This window comes from Clostridium sp. (assembly GCF_036642255.1).
In the GTDB taxonomy this organism is placed as follows: domain Bacteria; phylum Bacillota; class Clostridia; order Clostridiales; family Clostridiaceae; genus Clostridium_J.
Genome location: NZ_JAVWDJ010000023.1, coordinates 25,768 through 48,207, shown reverse-complemented (window position 1 = coordinate 48,207; position 22,440 = coordinate 25,768). Strand labels below are relative to the sequence as shown.

Here is a 22,440-nt window from a genome sequence, read left to right as displayed (position 1 = left end):
TAGAAATTACACAGTTTATCTATATAATAAAATAAAAAGCTATATAAGTAGAAAATACTTATATAGCTTTTTTCATTATCCACATTTCATTGTAAAGTGTAATATTAGACTTTGATTATCTTGCTAAGAAAGAATACCATTGAAAATCCAGAAAGAATTATAATTACACTACTAATTATTAATGGTGCTACCAGTAGTAAGCTTTTAATCATAAGTAGCAGAAAATATGTTAACACAACTATTAAAACCTGAAGTATAGAATGAAAGAAACTGAAGTCTAAGGGTGAAACCTTATTAATTTCCCACAAATTAAGCACTAAGGACACAATGGAGGTAATAATTATTGTTAATCCATATCCATAAACATTTATTGATGGAATTCCTGTGAAAACATATAAAAAAATTATTCTTAGCACGGATATAATTATAGAAGTCCTCAGGATTGTTTTTTGCTTTCCAAGCCCATTTAAAATTGCAAAGGTAGAAGAAGAAACATAAAGAATTGGGGCAGCTAAAGCCGCGAATTTAATATAGTTTCCTAAATCCATACGTTTATATAGTAAAATACCTAAACTATCCCCTATGCAAAGGGTTATAGCTAAAGATGTAGCTCCTAAGAGAAAAGAAAGTTCTAACACCTTAGAAATACGGCGATTTATAGCATTATGATCTTTATTCCCTAAGCTTCTAGATAAATCAGGAACCAACAAAATTGAGATGGACTCCACAATAACCATTGGGAAAAAGGGAATATTTTTCGCCATTCCATTATATTTTCCAATGAGTCCTAAGGCAACTTTGTAATCTAGACCAGCTTCTACCAATCGCCTTGGAACAATCAAGGTGGAAAATGTGGAAAGTATAGAGGATATTAAGTTTGTAGTCAAAAGGGGAAACGACGTGGATAAAGTATCAAACAGGAGTTGAGCTCTACTTTCACTTCTATGAGTTGAAGTAGGTACCTTTTTAATATTTAATTTATAATAGCCATAAAGAAGCATAAAAGACATGAACTCTCCAATACATAGAGCAAAATAAGCTCCAGTAACAGTTGAAGTTATATCAGCAGTTTGAAGGGCACTGATCACAAATACTAAGATGCATATTCTTATTGCTTTTTCAAAAATATCTATAAACATAGGAACAACTATTTGAAACGTACTGATAAAATATCCTTCTATGCAGCTAGAAAGAGCTATAAAAACCACCGCTGGACAGAGTAATCTTATGGCATTAATAGTCCTTACGTCCTTAATAATATAAGTACTTATAGCTGGGGCAAGGAAGAATAAAATTGCTGATATAAATACGGACCAAATAAGAGTAAAAGTAAAGGAAGTTTGTATAGTTCTTTTGAAATTTTTGTAGTCACCAATGCCATAATATTGTGCTGAAACCTTTGAAACTGCTGTAAAGAGCCCACCGCAAACAATACATAAAAAAATTCTATTAATTGGTTTAATAAGTCCATAAAGCCCCATACCTTCAGGCCCTAATTGTTTTGATAGTGCAATTGAAAACATAAAACCTAGTATGCTTGTAGCTATATTCGATAAAATCATGATTAAGGATTTTTTAGCAAAAGTACTTTTAATCATAGTGGCTCCTTTAGAATCTTAAATTAAGACAATTCAATAATATTCAACAACATTTTGGAAGCTTCAAGTGTGTAAACTTCTATAAGTTGTAGCTCCTGAGCTTAGGAAGGCTACTTTGTTAAGTTTAAATCTGCTTTCAAAGTTTTTAGACTTAAGCAGATTACTACGAATTTAATAAATAAAAATTTGGTTTCTCTCATTTTCTAGAAATAAAATTTCTGAGTATTAATTAAGGTACTCCCAGAAGGTTGTCTATTATTTTATATGCCGAATATTGATTCTATAGAAGTGTTATTTAAATATTGGGTAAAGCTAGGACTGATGGTTGGTTAATACGGGGCAACTAGGTTGTAACAGATATTGGGAAGTCTATGTTTTCATGTTTTCACATAAATATTCCATAGTAATAAACAATCTTTAGCATAATGCTCATTTTATAACCTATGACTATGCAAACAATGCTAACAATCCTCAACTTGTAAAAACCTGCTAAAATAAATGACTCAGAACTTCCTAGATAAATTCGCGAAACGGTTTATAAAAAACGATATTAGACAGCTTGGATTTTATGAAGTTTTTAGACAAAGGCTATATGGAGAAGATGTAGTAGCAGCAGTAAAGGCAGTGAAAAATTGATAGAAACCATAGAAGAATAAACAATAAAAATATAAGAAGTAAAAATAACGCAATAGATTATACAATAAAATCTATTGCGTTATTTTTTGATCAATTGTTTCAAATAAATAGGGATAGCTAAAAATCTTTGAAGCCTTAAATAATCTATCGGAACAAATATCATAATTTCTTATGGTTATAAATCAAAGTACTAATATTTTAATCTTTTATTAATATCTTCTGGTATAACTACATCAACATTTCTCATCAGAGAAAAATTTGAAGAGTTTAAAGCATATCTATTTTCCTTTAAAGATCTCAAAGCCTCAAAAACTCCTAATAGATCTAAGGTACCATAACCCCAGACAGGATTTGGATATTCTTCATCAGGTCTTTCTCTTGCGCCTCTAATAAGATAAGATTTTATTGTAACTCCATGCATATCTATATCATTACCTTCTACTATACCCCATTGAAGAAGTAAGGCTACTGCTCCAGTTAATACAGCTGTTGCAGCACTGGAGCCTGTAACAGTAGTAGTTCCCCCACCTACAGTTGTTGTTAATACATTTACACCACCACTAGTTATATCAGGTTTAATTCTACCATCTCTCGTATACCCAAATCCAGAAAATTCACCTATACCACCAGTGGTTTGATTATAATAAGCAGTAGAAATAATTCTTTTAGAAGTTGATGGAATAGTAAGTGTAGTATTGTTTGTGGGTTCAAGGAATCTTGTTTCAGGACTTAAAAATGCTCTTTGATTCATCCAAATATTGTAAATACCACTTACAATATAATCTCCATATAAATTAAGCTTCCAAATGCCTGGAGCAACATTTCTTATATTAATAAGCACATTTTCATCACCAGTTCTATTTTCTGGGTAGAAATAACTAATAGTTGCCATTGATTTCTCGAAAATAAACTCTACTTCCCGTTTTTCATTTGGTTTAATGGCTATCCGAGGTATAATTTGGCCACTAGGGGAAACTAAACCTACAGAGACTTTATCAGGGTAACTACACCAAAATGTTAACGTAATAGATCGTTGATTTGTACCTATTTGAAATTCTACAGTTTGTATAGAGCCAGTTGTATTAATTATTCCACTTGTATGTGTGCCAGCTTGACCTTCATTTCCATTACCAGTTACAAAGGTTACTTTGTAAGTGGAACTAAAATAATCAACAATTCTTTCGATAGCTGAACTCCCATCGTGTCCTCCATAGTTACTACTAAAAGGCAAAATTATCACTAAGGGTTTTTTTATTTTAGCTTGTGTATCAATTAAGTACTTTATCCCTAATGATATATAAGTATCTTGATAAACAGGAATATCTGGTAAATCTCCAAGTTCATCAGTTAATTGACCAATAAATGGATTAACTTTTACGATTAGGAATTCACAGTCTGGGGCAGCACCTTTTACCTCACCAAATCCCCTTGCACCAATTATTCCAGCAATTTCAGTTCCGTGTCCAACTACGTCCTTTTCGGGGACTATTGTGTATGGATCCCCACCTCCATTAAAGGCTTCTAGGGCTTTATTAATATCCTCGCTATTATATTCACTTCCCATAACTAAATCAAGGGGTGGAGTTCCAGTTGAATCAGTTTGATCCCATATTCGAGTGATTCTTGTTTTTCCATCTTCTCTAGTAAATTCCTTATTAAGATAGTCTATTCCACTATCAATAATTCCAACTAACACACCATTTCCTGTTAAATAAAAGGGCTCACCTTCAGAAAATGGTACTATATTAGAAGTTGTTAATGGAGAGAGTTCTGATAATATATACACCGTTGGTGGTTCAATCAATATTAACTGAGGGGCTACTTGTTTTAGCAGAGGTAGTTTAGTAGCCTCTAAAAAAATCACAGCATAAATAGGAGTAACAGGTATGCCGTAGGCAAAATCAGCCGGTTCAAGTAAGGTTTTAATGTCCCCAGAATATTCAACTATGAATGATACATAATTGCCAATTTCTAATTTTGCTAATTCTGACACTATTTTTTCTCTTAGTAAATCAGATTCAAAATTAATCATATAACTCTCCTTATATTTACCTTGCTTTAATCAGTCTAGAATACAAGTCTTCTGAAATTTTAATTTCTAAAGCACTTGAAAGATATTCTATTGTAATATTTCTATTTTTTAAGCGGTAAGAACTTAGATTAGTAAAAGTATTGTCTAGGTCCAACATGCCCCAGCCCCATTCACGATTAGGATGAACGTCACCAGGACGTGTATCAGCTCCTGTTGCTAAATATGATTGTATGTTTTTCCCATACATAGAAGGGTCATTATTTAAAACAATACCCCATTCTAGCAATAATAGTACTGCACTACAAAGCACAGCAGCTGCAACACTTGAACCACTTACGGTTACTATTGTATTATTTAAGCCTGTAGTTAAAGCATTAATTCCGCCAGTAGCAATTAAAGGACTTATAAAACCAGTTCTTGTATAACCTCGCCCAGATGTAGGAACCCTACTATAATTATTTTGATTAAAGTAAGCAGTGCTTAGTATTAGTTCAGAGGTTGATGGAATTTGCAATGTGATAAAAGGATCTGAATATAAAAATCTAGTTAATGGTTTTAATAAAGCACGTTGAGGAAGCCAAACATCTATTCTACCTGAAGTTATATAATCCCCCTTAAATCTAAGCTGCCAAACACCTGGTCGTGGATTCTTTATTACAATAAAGATATGTTCATCACCAGTTGAGTACTCGTTTAAATAATAGGTGATTTCTACAACACTATTTTCAAGAATTAAATCAAATTGCTCATGCTTCACAAACTTTGCAGGCACTGTAGATATCACTTCTCCTCTAGGAGAAACTAAGCCTACAGATACTACATTGGGCTTATTAATCCAAATTGAAAGAACTAAGTTTTTCTCATTTTCATCTACAATAAAATCTCTACTATCAATTTCAAATTTTTTTGTCAAAGGCACAGAAGCATGAGTATCTGAATTTCCTTCATTGCCTGCACCTGTAACAAAAACGTAGCCAATTTTTTGTCCCCATATATCAATAAACCTCTCAATTGAAGATATTCCGTCATGACCACCATAGTTTGTTCCTAATGCGATCAATACAGCCATTGGGTTTGTTATGGAATTTTTAACCTCAAAAGTATAGTGAATTGCTAGAAGTAAATCAATTCCTCCATAAATTAAGGTAGTTCTTTCTGATATTCCGGCTTCTTCTAAATCAACTTGTTTCATCTCTTTAAGTTTCACAATTACAAATTCACATTCTGGGGCACCACCTATAACGCCGTCTATACCTTTAGCGCCAAGTAGACCAGCTAATTGAGTTCCATGTCCAATTACATCTTTTGAAGGAACAATTTCATAAGGGTCATCGCCATTTTTATAGGCATTAAGTGCTAGATTTATTTGATCCTTTGTATAAATTGTGCCATATGGCGCTCTTTGGACTCCAGTCCCACTATCTATAGTCTGATCCCAAATTTCGATTATTCTTGAATTACCATTTTCGTCCCAAAATTGAGGATTTAAATAATCTATACCTGTATCCACAATTGCAACAACAGTATCTTTACCACGCAAATTCAGAAACTCAGGGCTATTAACCAGCGGTATATCAGCTGCATGAATAGGATCAACTGCATTTAATGTATAAGGATAAGCGGAATCTATATTTGATATCTCTGGTACTTCTTTTTTAAAGGAATCCAACATTCCACTTTTTAATGCAACAACGTAGTAAGTAGGAGCAATCTCATAAAGAATTGCATAATCAAGGGGTAATGGCAATTTCAATTCTTCATCAGTTTTAATAAGGTAGGTCTGATAATCCTCATTAAAGTTTCCTTCATTAAAACTAGTTGCAGTAGTAGGTGCTTCTCTATTAGTATTCAAAATATCACCACCTTTTAAATATAACTTTAATTATATGACATTATATTCTTACTATAAGTGTATAAACTTAATTTTAGTGCCAAATAAAGATATAAATAGTTTTTAATGCAAAATATACTTTTCTTATAATATGTTTTAATTAGTAACTTTGTGAAGAATAAAATTAAATAACACTTAAAAACAAAATTCATATCCATAGGAATTTATATCTAGTATTACAGGGGTATTCCTTAAGGGAACAAATTTTTAAAACTTCGCTATTGACAAAATTAGATGAAAATGATAATCTTTATCAGTAGAAAGTATTATTTGGTAAATAGTCTATAAAGTAGGTGAGTCAATTATGTTATTATCAAAAGCAGGAATAGGTGAGACCTTTAATATTAAACAAGTTGAAGGTAAAGAAAAAATTAAAAAATTTCTTTTTACTTTAGGATGTTTTGAAGGAGAAGAGATTACTCTAATTTCGAAACTTGCAGGAAATTATATTGTTAATATTAAAGATAGTAGATATGCACTTGATGAAAATATGGCGAAATCTATTGTGTTAGAGGCATAAGCTCTAACATTAGAGTCATAGAAGCTATTTACATAAGAAAAATTAGTGAGTTTATTTTTATACTTAATATAAATAATATGTATGCTATGAAATATAGCATATTATTTTTGAAGTGTTATTGATAATGAATATCAATGTCAAATAAAGTTTTAAATGAGGGGGAATTACTATGAAAATAGCATTAGCGGGTAATCCTAATTGTGGGAAAACTACATTATATAATGCAATTACAGGAAAATCAGAAGCAGTAGGAAATTGGGCTGGTGTTACTGTATCAAAAAAAGAAGCTGAACTTAAGAAAAAATATAATTCTAAGGGGTTAGAGGTTAAGATTATTGATCTACCAGGTGCATACTCTATTTCTCCATTTACTGGTGAAGAGGCAATTACAAGAGATTTCGTTTTAAGTGAAAGCCCAGACGTAATAATTAATATTGTAGATGGGGCTAATGTAAGTAGAAGCTTATTCTTTACAACTCAACTTCTAGAGCTAGGAATTCCTGTAGTAGTTGCTATAAATAAAAGCGATATTGCATCTAAAAGAGGAGATACTTTAGATCTTAGAGCCTTTAGTAAATTATTAAATTGTAAGGTTATTGCTACCACCGCAACCTCAGAAGAAGGGTTATTAAATCTAGTAGATGAGGCTATTACAGTTGGACAGGAAAACAAACCTCAAATTCCACTAGAGTTTGCAAATAAAGAATCTGATACTGCAAGACAAAAACTAGTAGATGGAATTGTAAAGAAGTGTCAAGTTAAGAAAAGGGATGCAAGCAAGGTGTCTTTTTCAGATAAAATGGACAGAATCGTAGCTCATAAATGGTTAGGACTTCCGATATTTTTCGCAATCATGTGGGCTGTATTCTCCTTCTCCATCAACGGTTTAGGTGGATATTTATCAGCATACTTTAATGATGTAGTGTTTGGTGAAATTGTTCCTAATGCTGCAAATAGCTTTTTTGAAGGAATAGGAGTTAGTCCATTACTTCAAGCTCTTATAGTGGATGGAGCTATTGGTGGTATTGGAGCTGTTGTAGGATTTTTACCACTAGTTATGGTATTGTTCTTTTGCTTATCTCTCCTTGAAGATTGTGGATACATGGCTAGAGTAGCTGTGGTAATGGACAGATTTTTTAAGAAAATTGGATTATCAGGAAAGTCCATTATACCTATGATTGTAGGTTCTGGTTGTGCTATTCCAGGGGTTATGGCAACAAGAACCATAGAAGATATTAATGAAAGAAGAATGACAACTATTCTTACTCCTTTTGTACCTTGTGGTGCTAAGCTTCCAATTATTGCTCTTTTTGCGGCGGTATTCTTCCCAGAAAGTACTTGGGTTGGACCAAGCATGTATCTCATTGCAATTTCGATGATTGTAATTGGCGGACTTTTATTAAAGAAAATTTTTGTGTGGGAGAACTCTTCTTATTTTATAATGGAGCTTCCAGAATATAAATTACCTAGTTTAAAATATGCTTTTCTTCAAATGATAGATAAAGCAAAAGGTTTTATTTATAAAGCTACAACTATAATACTTGTATGCAATACTCTAGTGTGGTTTGCACAAGCCTATGGATGGAACTTTAGCCCAGTTGAAGATCAAAGCTTAAGCATTCTTGCTTCTTTAGGTAAAGTTATTGCACCAATTCTACTTCCTCTAGGTTTTATGGGATGGCAACTGGCAGCGGCTGCAATAACAGGTTTTATTGCAAAAGAAAACATTGTTGCTACCTTTGCAGTGCTTTTGGCTGTATCCTCAGAAGAGGCATTACATTTACCAGGAGGTACTTTAACAGAGTTCTTTACTCCAGTTACAGCTTTTGCTTATCTTGTATTTAACTTATTCACTCCACCTTGCTTTGCAGCAATGGGAGCTATGAATTCAGAACTTGGTTCAAAAAAATGGTTATTTAAAGCTCTGGCATTCCAATTCAGCGTTGGTTATATATTAGCTATGATAATAAACCAAGTTGGTACATTAATAGTGTCACGTAAACCAGCAGTAGGTTTTGTCCCTGCCATAATAATTGCACTTGTTACTGTAACTTATCTTGCAATAACTATTAAAAAGTCAGATAACAAGCGTATGGAATTAGGAGTTGAAGCATAATATGGGAAACATAATCGTAGGGTTAATATTTGTAAGTATTATAATAGTTGCTGCAAAAAAAGTTTATTCAGATGCAAAAAATAAAAAATGCAGTTGTGGAAGTAGTTGCTCAGATAAAAGTAAGTGCAACAAAAAGTAATTTAAACTAATTAAAACCATAATATTAAGAGACCCTGAATCAAAATAAAAGTTTGATTCAGGGTCTCTTTTATATTAAACTAAAGTTAAGAAGTAGAAGCTCTTTTAAAAGAGAAAAATTATATGAGTTATGGTATTAAATCTAGTAACATTAAAATAATAAAGATATCAATAAACATAACTATTTTGATACTATAACGTATATAAAATAAAACAATAAGTTCATGAATAATTGGATAGGAAAATAAAAGTTTAAAAGTTTTTACATGTAGTTAATTTTAAAACCTATTTAGATTTTATAAAAATTAGAAACCATTGCTTAATATTAAAGGGGGAATTAAAATGTTAAAATTAGAAAGAAAACAGTGTTGGCTTGTTGGTTTAACAGTGGCAATTGCATCCTTTATAATGTTTTTTATAGGAGTTAAAGTGGTTTTAGGGAATGAAATAACCTTCAAAAATATCACTGCTTATATAATTTTTTCATCGTTGGTAGGTATTGTAGCATCAATATTGACATTTTTTACACTTAAAATAGCATCTATTACTTTCATACTGGGTTTAATAATTGGATTTTTTCAAATGTATATATCATTTTTAAAAGATATGTCTGGGTGGGGAGATTTAGTTGGTGTGATGTCCTTAGTTGTTTGGATAATTATAGGTTTAGCTGCTGGCTTATTAATTCAGCTCGGTATTTATCTATATAAGAAAATTAAAAAATAAAATAAAAAAATAAAAATAAAAACACATGGATAAAAGATTTCCGTGTGTTTTTCTCTTTGATAGCTGAATATGATTAAATAATATTTTATAGGTATTTTAAGAATTTTAACCTCTACAGAAATGAATTGCCCATTGTCAAGTACATGGGGGTCAGTACAAAATGTGGAGGTTAAAATTTTTTATAGAAAGTGCTTATAGGGCATTTTTCATTATATTGTAGAATAACTATAACTAAGCTAATTGAATGAAGACATTTACCAAATGTTCCATAGAACCAATTTCTAATGGGGGGTATACTATGACTAAGTATAATGAGATAGTTGAAGTATTCTGGTATGATAATGACATAGAGATTGAACAATTTATTAAAGTATCTATCACTTATCCAGTATTTCTTAAAGTTCAGGAAGATATGAAAAATGGAATATATCTATATAATAATCTAAAAGCATTACAAACTAGACAGCATGAGAAATTTATGGTATATGCACAGAGCGTTAATAAGTCTTTGATTGAATTTGCAAAAGAATTATATGAAGGAAATAAAAAAATGGGATATCCTGCTCACGAGATAATTTTGGAGTGTATAGGTTATACCATAGAGCAAGTAATCTATGGTAACTATAAATTATTATTTTTAAAATCAAAGCAAGAACTGATTTTACTCAACTATGTACTTAAATCTACTAATGTGAATCCAATACAACACCATTTAATACCTTGGGAAATACCTTATGCTAACATTCACATACAAAACATAGTCTTTCATAATAAAATATATAAAACCATAAATACTTTCAATGCATTTATGTCTTTTGTAAGGTTAAACAATGAAGTGGCCAAAAAAGAACTTAATCAATTGATCTTTCAAAGTTTTCAAAGATCAATTGCAGGTAGTGAAACTACTATGGCTGCACATAGGAAGATTACTGAACTTGATGATGCAGCGGTAAACTCTTCTTGCTGTGATTTTAAGTTCAACGTGGTAGGGAATATTATAATTATAAGTAGTTATACATCCCTAAGGGAAGAACTTGCTAGTGAAGTTACTATAACCCTATGAGATTTAGAAATTAATCCATTATAAAATAACTATGCATGCTATTTCCAAATCCTAAAAACACTAAACAATTTTATTAGCTTATTCTACGAGGGGAACTTGTGTTAATTAATTTAAAAACGGAGAAATATTTTAAATAGGACAGGCATATAATTTATTATCAGGTTATGAGGTATTTTTTACATTAGTTTTGCTTGGAAGTTGAGAACTAAGAGCATTTTCTTAATGGAGAATAAAGTGTACAAACTGTTTGGTATAAATAGTAGTTAGCTTTGAGTTAGCACCAAAAGTATACGTTGAAAAAACGTATAATAATTGGCCGTGATTAGCGGCATGTATTAAGCCAGGTCCTAAAAAATATATTTCGGAGGTTTAATTATTTATGGAAAAAACAAAAAAATTATTAGAAGAATTAAGAGGTCTAGAATTTTCTAAAATGTATAACGATGATTTTCTACTAACATGGGAAAAATCTGATGACGAAATTGCAGCAGTATTTAAAGTGGCTGATATTTTAAGAGATTTAAGAGAAAATAATGTTTCTACAAAATTATTTGATAGCGGACTCGCTGTATCTTTGTTCCGTGACAATTCTACAAGAACACGTTTCAGCTTTAGTAGTGCAGCTAATTTATTAGGATTAGAAGTTCAAGATTTAGATGAAGGAAAATCTCAAATAGCACACGGTGAAACAGTAAGAGAGACAGCAAACATGGTTTCCTTTATGGCAGACGTTATCGGTATCCGTGATGATATGTATATTGGTAAAGGTAACACCTACATGAGAGAAGTAAGCAAAGCTGTAAAAGAAGGCAATGAAGCAGGGGTTCTTGAGCAAAGACCTACATTAGTTAATCTCCAGTGTGATATTGATCACCCAACTCAAAGTATGGCTGATATGCTTCATATCATCAACTATTTTGGTGGTGTTGAGAATTTAAAGGGTAAGAAGATTGCAATGACATGGGCTTATTCTCCTAGTTATGGAAAACCATTATCTGTACCTCAAGGTGTAATCGGATTAATGACAAGGTTTGGAATGGAAGTTGTGCTTGCACATCCAGAAGGCTATGAAGTAATGCCTGAGGTTGAGGAAGTAGCATTGCAAAATGCTGCAGCTACTGGAGGTAGTTTCACAAAAACAAACTCTATGGAAGAAGCTTTTGTTAATGCAGATATTGTTTATCCAAAGAGCTGGGCATCTTTCGAAGCTATGGAAAAGAGAACAGAGCTTTATGGCAGTGGGGACTTCGATGGTATCAAAGCTTTAGAGAAGGAACTATTAGCACAAAATGCTAAGCATAAGGACTGGGAGTGCACTGAGGAGCTAATGGCAACTACAAAAGAAGGTAAAGCTCTTTATCTACACTGCCTACCTGCAGACATTTCAGGAGTTAGCTGTAAAGAAGGGGAAGTAGAAGCTTCTGTATTTGAGCGTTACAGAGATCCACTATACAAAGAAGCAAGCTATAAGCCATATATTATTGCTGCTATGATGGTTTTAAGCAAAGTTAAAGATCCCGTTGCAGTTTTTGAAAAGCTTATGTCAGAAGAACCAAAAAGATTCCGTGGTTAATAAAAATTAATTGCCAAGTTTAAACCAATAAATACTGGGTCTTTATAGATTGTATTCTTGCGATAACTTTACAAGATTTTAGAAGGATAAGTCTCCAACCTATTTAGATTGGAGTCGTCGTCAGTAAGCAAAACCTTGGTATCAGAAGAATGCTTTGACTAGGTAAATCTCCTTCCAAAGTCGCTTACCCAAATGAACTTGTTCATTATTTAATGAAATAAAATACTAAGCCTGTGCAAAACAATAATGCACAGGCTTTATTTTATCAGGGGATCTTGTAATTACCACTCTCTACCAGGATCACTTGCCATATTATTAACAGTACCTCTTGGGTAGAAAACTGAGTAATGATGCAGCAAAGGATCCTTATTGTTTGCTGTAGGCTGTGGGAATACTAATAATATTTTATAGTATTTTCCGGCAGTATATCCAATAATTTCTTCTCCATTCACAGTAACGTCATATTCAGGAGCTCCATAAGTCTTTTTCACCATGGAAAGAGATAGTTCACCTAATTTTTTATCAAAAGACCTAACTTCAAATATTTGAGAACCTTTGTTAACGCCAAACACTACATTATATTTTGAAAAGGTTACATATAGCCCTTTAGCCGCAGATACCCAATCACTTTGATCTGACTTTCCCCATTTTTCTTCAACAGTATCAATTACAGTAGTTTTTACAGGGAACTCACAGTTAATAATTTTTCCTTCTTGAGCTAATTTCTTAATGTTAGACAAAAGCAAATCTTGTTTATTATTTTCCACGGAGGAAGTACCCGTATTGTTGTTGGGCTTCGCTTCTAAGGAATTATTATTGGTAGATGAAGAAGGATTACTGGGATTACTACCATCTGAAGTTGAATTTTCAGGTGGCGCATTTGGTGGAACGTGCACGTCACTACTTTCATCCTTTGTATTAGTTGGGTTGATTGTCACAGGACTAGTTAAACTTGAACAACCTACCAAGAGAGTTAGAGATAAAGCTAAAATAGCCGCTTTCATTGATGTTTTTTTTAATGATGAAATCATAATTATTCTCCTATTATTATATTTGCTTGCAAAACCTAGAGTTCCAGGAACCCAGTAAGATTCTGAAAGTATTTGAAACATATTAATGATAGTATAACCATATTTTTTTATTTCTTCAGAAGTCAATGTTTCTAAAACAGTTTCATCACAAGCTAATTCACAATCCTGCTTAAATTTATAAAGTGAATACCAAATTATCGGATTGAACCAATAAATTATTTGAATAAATATAATGATTAAATTCAAATACAAATCTCCTCGTTTAAGATGAGTTACTTCATGTAAAATAATAAATTTAAGTTCTTCTGTAGTTAACTTATCTATAATTTCTTTTGAGATTAATAATTTAGGTCGTATTAAGCCGTAAATAGCTGGAGATTTAAAGGCTGAATCATAAACAATAGATACCTTTCTACATACTTTAAGTCTTATTTTAGCTTCTTCTAAAAGTTCAATGATATCCAACCTATCACATAACGGCTGTTTCTTTTGCTTAAATAATAATGCCATATTAACAAAGATAATATATAAAAGAATTGATAAAATACCTATAAGCCAAATTAAAGTTGCAGTTTTAAAATTAAATCCTAATCCATGTGTAATAGCTGTTGAGGTGCCATCAATAGGTATATCCATTGGTTTTTCTTGACTAACATATTGGCGCATATTTAACAAAGGTATATTTAATGAACTTTCTTGTGCCAGTGAGGTTATTTCAATTTTAGATTGCTGATTAGGAATAAAATTAAACAAGCTTAATGGACTTTCTAGGCTAAAGGGGATAAGAAGCCTAATTAAGAGCACAAACCAAAGATAGTAATGAAGTTTTCCACTAAGCTTTTGTCTAAAAATTCCCTTTATCAGTAGTATCCCTATGGCAAGCATACTGCTCATTATTGATAATAATGCAACTTGCTCAAATATTTTAGACAAATTCATAAATTTCACCTACCTTACTTTGTCTTCTCATCCAGTATTCTTTTTAGTTCTTCAATTTCATTTTGTGACATTTTCTCGTCCTTAATAAAATTAGCAATCATTAGCTTTAATGATCCGTCATATACCTTTTGAACGAAAGAGCGTGTCTCTTCCATTACACAATCTGCTTTGTCTACAAGGGGATAGTAGCGATATTGTGAAGACTCTTTATTAATGCTAATAGCTTCCTTTTTCACTAATCTACTTATAAGTGAGTGAATGGTTTTAGGGCTCCAATTTGTAGTTTCATTTAAAACTTGAATTATCTTAGTTGTAGTTAATGGAGATTCCTCCCATAGTACTTTCATAATAAGCCACTCGGCGTCTGTTATTTTACAATTAACCTTTTTCAATGTTTTATCACCCTTCCTACAAGTGTAGTCTCTATTTATAGACTACATCTGTAGGAAGGTAAAGTCAAGTGTATATTGTAATTATTTTACATACTTCTTGTCCTATTTTCTTTTACACATAATAATTTTAGGGGGCAAGTTTTTATTATTCATATATAGAATGTAATAAAGAAATTCAAATTACTCATATTTTGCTGAATGAATTTCGTACTCCGAACTGTGAGTAACAATGTATAATAACTACAATGATTTAAATGGTAGTGGTATATTTGTGAAGTACTGAAACTCAGATGAAATAAATCGATTGGCCACAATTAATAATTAGGAACTGTAAATAGATAATAACCTAAAGAAATTTATAGTGTAATACCATCATAAGTAAGAAAGGGCAGAGCCTAAGCTCTGCCCAATTTATTACACTATTAAATGAATGGATTAGCAGGGAAGAATATATCAAATAGAAGTGAAACTCGTACAGTTTGTCCAGCTGGAACAAGCACATCTACTCTCCCAATAGAATTAGCCACTATTGCTTCCTCTGAGTTTGGTTGAACTATTATTGTTTGAGTTGGACCTTCTCCAGCGATATTAATAGTTACAGGAAATGCGGAGAGATTTCTTGCGATAATAGTACCAAATGGGAAAATTGGGTCAGCTACATTAAGACAATTCCTAAAGGCAGTCCCTGTGAAAATAGTTTCGGCTGTAGCTTGTGCTGTAGTGTTAGTTCTTACTATATTAATAGCAAATTGTTGATGAACTAGTGGGCACTGAACGTTAGGACCGATATTATAAGTGATTAATTCACTATTAAAATCATTGTCAAAATATCTTCTGTCATTATTGTTTCTACCGCAACCATTATAGTTGTTTGAGTTTGTGTCTGCATATGCGTTCATATAAATTACACCTCACTTAAATTTGAGACAAATAAAGCTTGTCCCTACTACATTCTATTCTATAAGAATGTATGTGTGCATATTTTTTTAGAATTCAATTTGAGCTTAAATCTAAGCATAATAGTAAAAATTCTTAGACTTATATAAGAGAATACTTATAAAGTAAAATATTAAATAATGAACAAGTTCATTTTGGTAAGCAGCTTTGAAAGGAAATTTCACTCACAACTTAAGCTCGTTAAAAACTATAGGGTCCAGGGGGATTATCCTTCAAAAATGTCATTAAAAGTTTATCAAATGATTTTATTAGAATACTGCATAGAATTTAACTTTTGTTTTTCTAAGGGTTATTTTTATGGAAAAAAATATGCATCTACATTAAATTTCATAAGGGGAAGCTGTTAAGATTATTTACTGGATTTCAGCAAATTGAAATCCAAAGCGCCTCTACTGTAGTTACTAAATTCAGGTAATTTTAAATAAGTTATACCTTAAATTAAAAAAAGTGATAAATACGAAATATAGTTATTTCTGAATTGTGAAATTTATTGGGAATATTGACGTATATTGTCGTAATATGGTAAATTATAATAAACAATGTTGTTAACATTCATGATGACAAGAAGGGGTTTTTATTTTGACCATTACAAATGATTTATTAAGCTACGCAATAGAACAAACAAAGAACCTCAATGCTGGAGAAGTTTTTTTAGTTAAGGATCTGTTTAAAGGGTATGAGTGGAATAGAATCCCTTTGAGAGATAGGCTTCTCTTAGGAACACTATTTTTAAACTATGTAAATAATGCTGAAGAGAGAATAAAAGCTATCGAAAAGACCTCGTCAAATCAGCAAAAATATAAAGCAGTATAATATTGTTTCTGCATAAAAGCCTATATTAAATCACTGGGCTTTATAGATGAAAATAACTTGATTTAGTATAAATCATGGAGCAACCTGGGGTTTTATAGAGTTTCCCAGGATACTCACCATAAAATAGGGGGGAAAGTTTGAATAATAAAAATAAACTTAAGCAAGTTAATATTAAAGTTTTCATAATACTATTCATAATCACTACTTCGATGTTTTATATTATAAGTTACATTACAATTAAAAGTATAAAAGCATATTACTTTAACCATATGAAAGAGGATTCAGTAAATTTTGCCAAGAGCTATTCTCAAAGTTTATCTACAGCAACTCAGGCCTACGATGTAGTAAATGAATTGCTGCAGGAAAAACTATTAGTTGCCAGTAGAGCAACAGCTTTATATGATGGAAGATATAGCAATGAATTGCTTAAAGAATTAGCAAGTAAATTAGAAGTTGATGAAATCTATTCATATAATCCTGAAGGCGAAATACTGTTATCCAATACAGGTAAATTCATTGGTTGGAAAGCTTATGTGGGTCACCCTGTTTATAACTTCATAACTAGCAATAGTATTAGTCTTGTAGAGGACATAAGACAAGATACAGAAACGAAAATTTATTACAAATATGGATACTTTAAAACTTCAGATGGTACTTTTTTTCAAATAGGGGTTTTAGCAGACAAAATCCACAACTTTCTTGGAAACTTTGAAATGCAAAAGTCCCTTGAGGAAATGAAAGATGTTGGAGCTGTATCTCAAATTTCTTATATAGATAATGATTTTAAGATTAAGAACAGTACTGATAATGAACTTATTGGACAAGTAGTAGCAAATGAAGAGGCTAAAATTGCAATTAAGGAAAATAGGGAATATGGATTTATCAATAAGGTTCATGGAGAAAAACAATATGAGGTTTTTGTACCCGTATATTTTGGTGACAGTAAAATAGGTACCCTTGTGATAGAGCAATCCATAGAAGAGACCCAGGCAATTATAAGGCAGACCACCATAATAGGCATTGCGACTATAATAATTATATATGTAACCTTGCTTTATACCATGATTTTTATATACAAAAAAAATAGAAGACTTATCCAATTAGCGTATTATGATACATTGACTGCACTTCCAAACAAACAATATCTTAAAGTGCTATTAACTGAAGAGATAGAAAAGAAGGATGAAAATGCAAAAGCACTTTTGTTAATTAACTGTTGTAATTTTAAAATTATTAATTTAACTCATGGCTATGAGTACGGAGACGAACTTTTAAAGGAAATGAGTAGAAAAATTCAAGGGCTAGTTGATGATAATAAAATACTCTTTAGATTTTCTGCTGACAGATTTGTTTTATATGTGAAAGACTATAATGGCACAAAGGACTTAATTTCTCTCACTAATACTATCAGTGAGGTGTTTAATACTCCGTTTAAAGTAAAAGATGCGGAGCAGAATCTAGGTGTACAAATTGGTATTGTTGAAATAAATAGTAAGTACCATAATGTTGATAGACTACTCAAGGGTGCCACAATTTCACTGAGCTATATCAAGAACAATGATACTGTAAATTACGCATTTTTTAACGAAGAGATGGAGAGCAAGCTCCAAAGGGAAGAATTAATAGAAAAAGAGCTTAGGACAGCTATTTTAAAAAATGATACAAAAAAGCTATATTTAGAATTTCAACCTCAAGTTGATTTAAAAACCAATAAAGTTACTTGCTTTGAAGCATTGGCACGAATGAGAACTGAAAGCCTTGGGTTCGTATCACCCCTTGAGTTTATTGGGGTAGCTGAAAGAAAGCAACTAATAGTTCCTCTTGGGAATATGATACTAAAAACAGCTTGTGAGTTTATCCGCACCTTAAAAAATGAAGGCTATAAGGATATTAAAGTTGCGGTAAATATATCTGGAATTCAACTCCTTAGAGATGATTTTACAGACACAGTGATGGATATCATCAAAGCAACTGGCATTGAAAAATCAAATCTTGAATTAGAAATAACCGAATCTATTCTTTTAGGAAATTATGAAATCATCAACGAAAAACTCAAGACTTTAAGAGAAAATAAAATTGCAATAGCTCTAGATGATTTCGGAACAGGGTATTCATCTTTTTCAAGAATTACAGAACTAAACATTGATACTTTAAAGATTGATCGATACTTTATCAGTAAAATACCAACTAAAGAACGTAAAGAACTTATTACAGGGGATATTATTTCCATGTCCCATAAACTTGGACTTCAAGTGGTGACTGAAGGTGTGGAAGTTGAAGAACAGAAAAGATACCTCATAGAAAATGGCTGCGATATCATGCAAGGGTATTTATTCAGCAAATCTCTTATAGAAAAAGATGCCATTGAACTGCTCAGAACAAACAACAAGGCAGAAGGAAGTCACACAAGTAATAAACCTATGTTTTAAGCAATTTTTAAAATAAAAAACACTATGCATCTATTGTCTTATCTTGGTAAGCAAAAGAAGGTGATGTGCATATTTATGGGTAACCCCTCCTTGAAAGGACAAGGAGGGGTTTTAATTAAGTACTCATTTTAAAATCTGTTTTGCACTTAGGACAGGTAACTGTTAGGTTGCCTTTACCTTTTGGAACTCTGAGCCTTGTGGGACAGTTAGGACAATTTTCTACAGTATAATCCATTAGACTTTCGATTTTTGCTGTATCCAGACCTATAACTACCTCGCCATCTATAAGAAAAGTTGGAACGCCTCTGATGCCTCTCTTCATAAGTTCTTGTCTTGCAGCTACATCTGTGTGTATATTTCTTTCTTGAAATTCATATCCTTTTTCACGAAGGTACACCTTCGCTGTGTGGCAGTGGGGTCAAGTATTGCTTGTAAATACAGTAATATTCTTCATTTTAATACCTCCCTTACATAAATATCTACTTATTACGATTAAATTATATACTCATAATTTTATCAATAATAAAATAAAAATTCGAGATTTTATGAATCAACCAGAAAATCCTACATCACTATATTGTAATTATTGACAACTATAACTGAAAAGTTTATACTCTAGGAGTATTTTTATGATGTAAAATGAGGTGACTAGCTAAAATGATTATATAATCTTATCCATATTGAAACACTAGAAGTAGTATAGGGAAAATTAAGACATCTTTTTATAAGGGATGTTTATTTGGAGTACTTTAAACTACTGGAAAAGTTTTGGATAGGAATAATATAGCATCATATTTAGCTTATAATCATAGAAACCTGGTGCAATTATTTTTGTTTAAAAATAATTGCTTTGTGCTAAGCTTATTTATAATGTGATATTTATAACCTTTCCAAGTCGTTGTTATAAGGAAAGGTTTTTTGTCGTTTTAAAACATTGAAAGGGTGATAAATAAAGGAGTATAAAGTTTTATAATGGTGACTACTAACACTTAATAAGAGCTAAGAGATGAAATTAAGAGGTAAAGGCATGAAATTAAGGAGGTAACAAAATATGACTGGACCAAACAAAAATAAGCTATACCCAAATGAAAATATTAAAACCGTTTGTTATATAAACAATTTACCTAAAAGACCAAACGTTGAAATTGGTGACTACACGTACTATAGTGATAATCATAGAAGCCCAGAGGATTTCTATGATTATATTCAGCATCATTATGAGTTCTTGGGTGATAAACTTATAATAGGAAAATTTTGTGCAATTGCAGAAGGAATTACTTTTATTATGAATGGTGCAAATCACAGAATGGACGGGATTACAACATATCCATTTAATATATTTGGTGGTGGGTGGGAAAAAGTTACGCCAACTCTAGAACAATTGCCTTTCAAGGGAGATACTGTTATAGGTAATGATGTGTGGATTGGCCAAAACGTAACTGTCATGCCAGGAGTTAAAATTGGAGATGGTGCAATCATTGCTACGAATTCAACAATTACAAAGGATGTGGAGCCATACTCAATTGCTGGTGGTAATCCTGCTAAGTTTATTAAAAAGAGATTTAGTGACGAAAAGATTAAGTTATTACTTGAAATTAAGTGGTGGAATTGGGAGGCAAAAAAAATATTTCACAACATTGAATTACTGGTATCGGGTAATGATATTGAAACAATAAAGAAGCTTTTGGAAGCTTAGGAGCTGTGTCAAAACAAGTTGTATAAAAACTTGTTTTGATACAGCCTTTTTTTACTTTTGTAAGAAAATCAGAAAGTAGAGCAAAGACTATAAATTAATTTATATTGTAATTTGACTTAAATAAAACTGGCAATTGAAATGTCGAAATATTCATTATGGTTTATCTATTCAAATGTCACAGTAAGCGCATTCCAGGAATATTATGGTAATTGAAAGGAGATGATTAAAAATGGACTCAAAAAGAAATGAAGATTACAGAGACACGCAGTATCTACATGATCAATGCGAAAAAAATATGTTCTATCACATTCTTTTAACAATGAAAGATGGAAGCGTCATTGATGGAATTATTGAACAGGTAGAACCAGATCGTATCATTGTATTGGTTGGAGAAGATGTAATGGAGCAAGAAGGTAACAATGAATCTAATCAACAACGACAAATGGCTGGTTATGGTCGTCCTAGAAGAAGAAGAAGAAGGAGAAGATTTAGACGCTTCAGACGTAGAGGAATTCCTTTTGCTGCATTAGCCGCTTTAAGATTATTACGCTATCCTTACTTTGCACCACCGTATTCATACTATCATGATGACGATGATTATGATTATGATTATGATTATGACGATTATGATGATTAATAAGGAATACTTAATCAATTAGAAATAATAATAAAAGAAAGTGACAAGTTTTATAATTAAAACTGTCACTTTTTTCTTAAAGATAGCTTTCAAAGATCCAACTATTTAAGTTAGGAGAATAGCAGTATGAAAAAGGTAATTCAAAGGATTTTGTCTAAGATGAAGTCTAGGACGAAATTGGGACATCGCAATGATGACTATGTGAAAGGAAACATAACATCATTAAGACAATTTCCTTACAATATTGAAGTTGTGGCTGAAAACTTATATGTACCCTGGGCCATAGACATAAGTAGTGATGGTAAACTATATTTTACCCAGCGATCTGGAGAAATTAGAATCATTGAAAATGGTAAACTTCTTCCACAGCCACTTATTACATTTGGACCTCCTTTTGTAAGTCAAGGGGAAGGAGGTTTGATGGGTATTGTGTTAGATCCAAATTATTCACAAAACCATTATATTTATGTTATGCATTCATATTCTGAAGGGAGTAGAATCTTTAACCGTGTTGTGAGATTAATTGAAGACAATAATAAGGCAACCATTGATAGAGTTATTTTAGATAGAATTCCAGGTGGGAGAATTCACAATGGAGGAAGACTAAAGATAGGTCCTGATAAGAAATTATATATAACCACAGGAGATGCTGGCAATTCAGCCTTAGCACAAAATCCTACAAGTCTTGCTGGGAAAATATTGAGAATAGAATTAGATGGTAGTATCCCTGTAGATAATCCATTTAACGATTCACCAGTTTATAGTTTAGGTCATCGAAATCCCCAGGGTTTAGCTTGGAATTTAAGAAATCTCATGTATGAATCAGAGCATGGACAGTCGGCCCATGATGAGATAAACATAATAGAACCAGGAGCAAATTACGGCTGGCCACTGGTACAAGGCAATGAGGACTCCACGGAAGTTGTGATACAAAAACCCTTGATACACAGCGGCGAAATAACCTGGGCGCCATCTGGTATTGTTTTCGTAAATCAAGGACCATGGCAAGGAAGATTACTTGTTGCTACTTTAAGAGGTGAGCAGCTACTCACAATGTCCTTTAATGGGAACGGAAGAATTGTAAGAAGTGTTGAATCATGGCTCCGTAATGAATATGGTCGCATTAGGGAAGTTATTCAGGGGAAAGATGGATCAATTTATATTACTACAAATAATAGAGATGGTAGAGGTGATATTAGGCCAGGAGACGATAAAATTTTACGTCTTACCCCTAAACAATGAGATTATAACAC

At 32.0% G+C, this 22,440-nt stretch carries 18 protein-coding genes and 1 pseudogene; 12 read left to right on the top strand and 7 right to left on the bottom strand.

The features are described from left to right. Positions 1-104: 104 nt before the first annotated feature. A complete protein-coding gene (gene spoVB / locus RR409_RS13120; RefSeq protein ID WP_332558217.1) occupies positions 105-1,598 on the bottom strand; it encodes a stage V sporulation protein B in 1,494 nt (497 codons plus the stop codon). A gap of 498 nt (positions 1,599-2,096) precedes the next feature. On the opposite strand from spoVB, the gene RR409_RS13115 reads away from it, so the two are divergent. Further along, positions 2,097-2,234, top strand: a complete 138-nt coding sequence (locus RR409_RS13115) for a hypothetical protein (protein WP_332558216.1) — start codon at positions 2,097-2,099, stop codon at positions 2,232-2,234. Positions 2,235-2,424: 190 nt separating this feature from the next. On the opposite strand, the gene RR409_RS13110 is transcribed toward RR409_RS13115, so the two are convergent. Next, the gene (locus RR409_RS13110) at positions 2,425-4,266 is read right to left on the bottom strand and encodes a S8 family peptidase (protein WP_332558215.1); all 1,842 of its coding nucleotides are present in this window, start codon (positions 4,264-4,266) and stop codon (positions 2,425-2,427) included. A 16-nt stretch (positions 4,267-4,282) separates the two neighbouring features. Beyond that, a complete protein-coding gene (locus RR409_RS13105) occupies positions 4,283-6,118 on the bottom strand; it encodes a S8 family peptidase (protein WP_332558214.1) in 1,836 nt (611 codons plus the stop codon). A 343-nt stretch (positions 6,119-6,461) separates the two neighbouring features. Here RR409_RS13105 and RR409_RS13100 point away from each other — a divergent pair, with 343 nt between their 5' ends. The 6 genes from RR409_RS13100 to ygeW all read left to right on the top strand — a co-directional run bounded on the left by RR409_RS13100 (position 6,462) and on the right by ygeW (position 12,293). Next, on the top strand, positions 6,462-6,677 hold the full coding sequence (locus tag RR409_RS13100; RefSeq protein ID WP_332558213.1) for a FeoA family protein: 216 nt from the start codon (positions 6,462-6,464) through the stop codon (positions 6,675-6,677). Positions 6,678-6,846: 169 nt separating this feature from the next. After that, positions 6,847-8,793: a ferrous iron transport protein B gene (feoB, locus tag RR409_RS13095; RefSeq protein WP_332558212.1), complete on the top strand. Its 1,947-nt coding sequence runs from the start codon at positions 6,847-6,849 to the stop codon at positions 8,791-8,793. Between the two features lies 1 nt (position 8,794). Continuing rightward, positions 8,795-8,932, top strand: coding sequence for a FeoB-associated Cys-rich membrane protein (locus tag RR409_RS13090; protein ID WP_332558211.1), 138 nt, complete (start codon positions 8,795-8,797; stop codon positions 8,930-8,932). A gap of 341 nt (positions 8,933-9,273) precedes the next feature. Continuing rightward, positions 9,274-9,657, top strand: coding sequence for a hypothetical protein (locus RR409_RS13085; protein ID WP_332558210.1), 384 nt, complete (start codon positions 9,274-9,276; stop codon positions 9,655-9,657). A 298-nt stretch (positions 9,658-9,955) separates the two neighbouring features. Continuing rightward, positions 9,956-10,720, top strand: a complete 765-nt coding sequence (locus RR409_RS13080; protein ID WP_332558209.1) for a hypothetical protein — start codon at positions 9,956-9,958, stop codon at positions 10,718-10,720. Between the two features lie 379 nt (positions 10,721-11,099). After that, positions 11,100-12,293 carry a knotted carbamoyltransferase YgeW gene (ygeW, locus tag RR409_RS13075; protein WP_332558208.1) on the top strand — a complete coding sequence of 398 codons (1,194 nt, stop codon included), beginning with the start codon at positions 11,100-11,102 and terminating at the stop codon, positions 12,291-12,293. 281 nt (positions 12,294-12,574) lie between these two features. Here ygeW and RR409_RS13070 read toward each other — a convergent pair whose 3' ends face one another. The 3 genes from RR409_RS13070 to RR409_RS13060 form a co-directional block, all read right to left on the bottom strand. Next, positions 12,575-14,263: a M56 family metallopeptidase gene (locus tag RR409_RS13070; RefSeq protein ID WP_332558207.1), complete on the bottom strand. Its 1,689-nt coding sequence runs from the start codon at positions 14,261-14,263 to the stop codon at positions 12,575-12,577. A gap of 14 nt (positions 14,264-14,277) precedes the next feature. Continuing rightward, positions 14,278-14,655, bottom strand: a complete 378-nt coding sequence (locus tag RR409_RS13065; protein WP_332558206.1) for a BlaI/MecI/CopY family transcriptional regulator — start codon at positions 14,653-14,655, stop codon at positions 14,278-14,280. Positions 14,656-15,077: 422 nt separating this feature from the next. Next, entirely contained in the window at positions 15,078-15,554 is a 477-nt protein-coding gene (locus RR409_RS13060) for a hypothetical protein (RefSeq protein WP_332558205.1), read from the bottom strand. A 637-nt stretch (positions 15,555-16,191) separates the two neighbouring features. Between RR409_RS13060 and RR409_RS13055 the strand changes: the two genes are divergently transcribed. Both RR409_RS13055 and RR409_RS13050 read left to right on the top strand, forming a co-directional pair. After that, entirely contained in the window at positions 16,192-16,425 is a 234-nt protein-coding gene (locus RR409_RS13055; RefSeq protein ID WP_332558204.1) for a single-stranded DNA-binding protein, read from the top strand. Positions 16,426-16,562: 137 nt separating this feature from the next. After that, on the top strand, positions 16,563-18,854 hold the full coding sequence (locus RR409_RS13050; protein WP_332558203.1) for a bifunctional diguanylate cyclase/phosphodiesterase: 2,292 nt from the start codon (positions 16,563-16,565) through the stop codon (positions 18,852-18,854). A 115-nt stretch (positions 18,855-18,969) separates the two neighbouring features. On the opposite strand, the pseudogene RR409_RS13045 reads toward RR409_RS13050, so the two are convergent. Further along, positions 18,970-19,260 (bottom strand): annotated as a pseudogene (locus RR409_RS13045) (glutaredoxin family protein); the annotation flags it as partial. A gap of 645 nt (positions 19,261-19,905) precedes the next feature. Here RR409_RS13045 and RR409_RS13040 point away from each other — a divergent pair. The 3 genes from RR409_RS13040 (at position 19,906) to RR409_RS13030 (ending at position 22,429) form a co-directional block, all read left to right on the top strand. Beyond that, entirely contained in the window at positions 19,906-20,550 is a 645-nt protein-coding gene (locus RR409_RS13040) for a Vat family streptogramin A O-acetyltransferase (protein ID WP_332558202.1), read from the top strand. A 295-nt stretch (positions 20,551-20,845) separates the two neighbouring features. Next, positions 20,846-21,187, top strand: coding sequence for a hypothetical protein (locus tag RR409_RS13035; RefSeq protein WP_332558201.1), 342 nt, complete (start codon positions 20,846-20,848; stop codon positions 21,185-21,187). Between the two features lie 126 nt (positions 21,188-21,313). Beyond that, entirely contained in the window at positions 21,314-22,429 is a 1,116-nt protein-coding gene (locus RR409_RS13030; protein ID WP_332558200.1) for a PQQ-dependent sugar dehydrogenase, read from the top strand. Positions 22,430-22,440 lie beyond the last annotated feature (11 nt).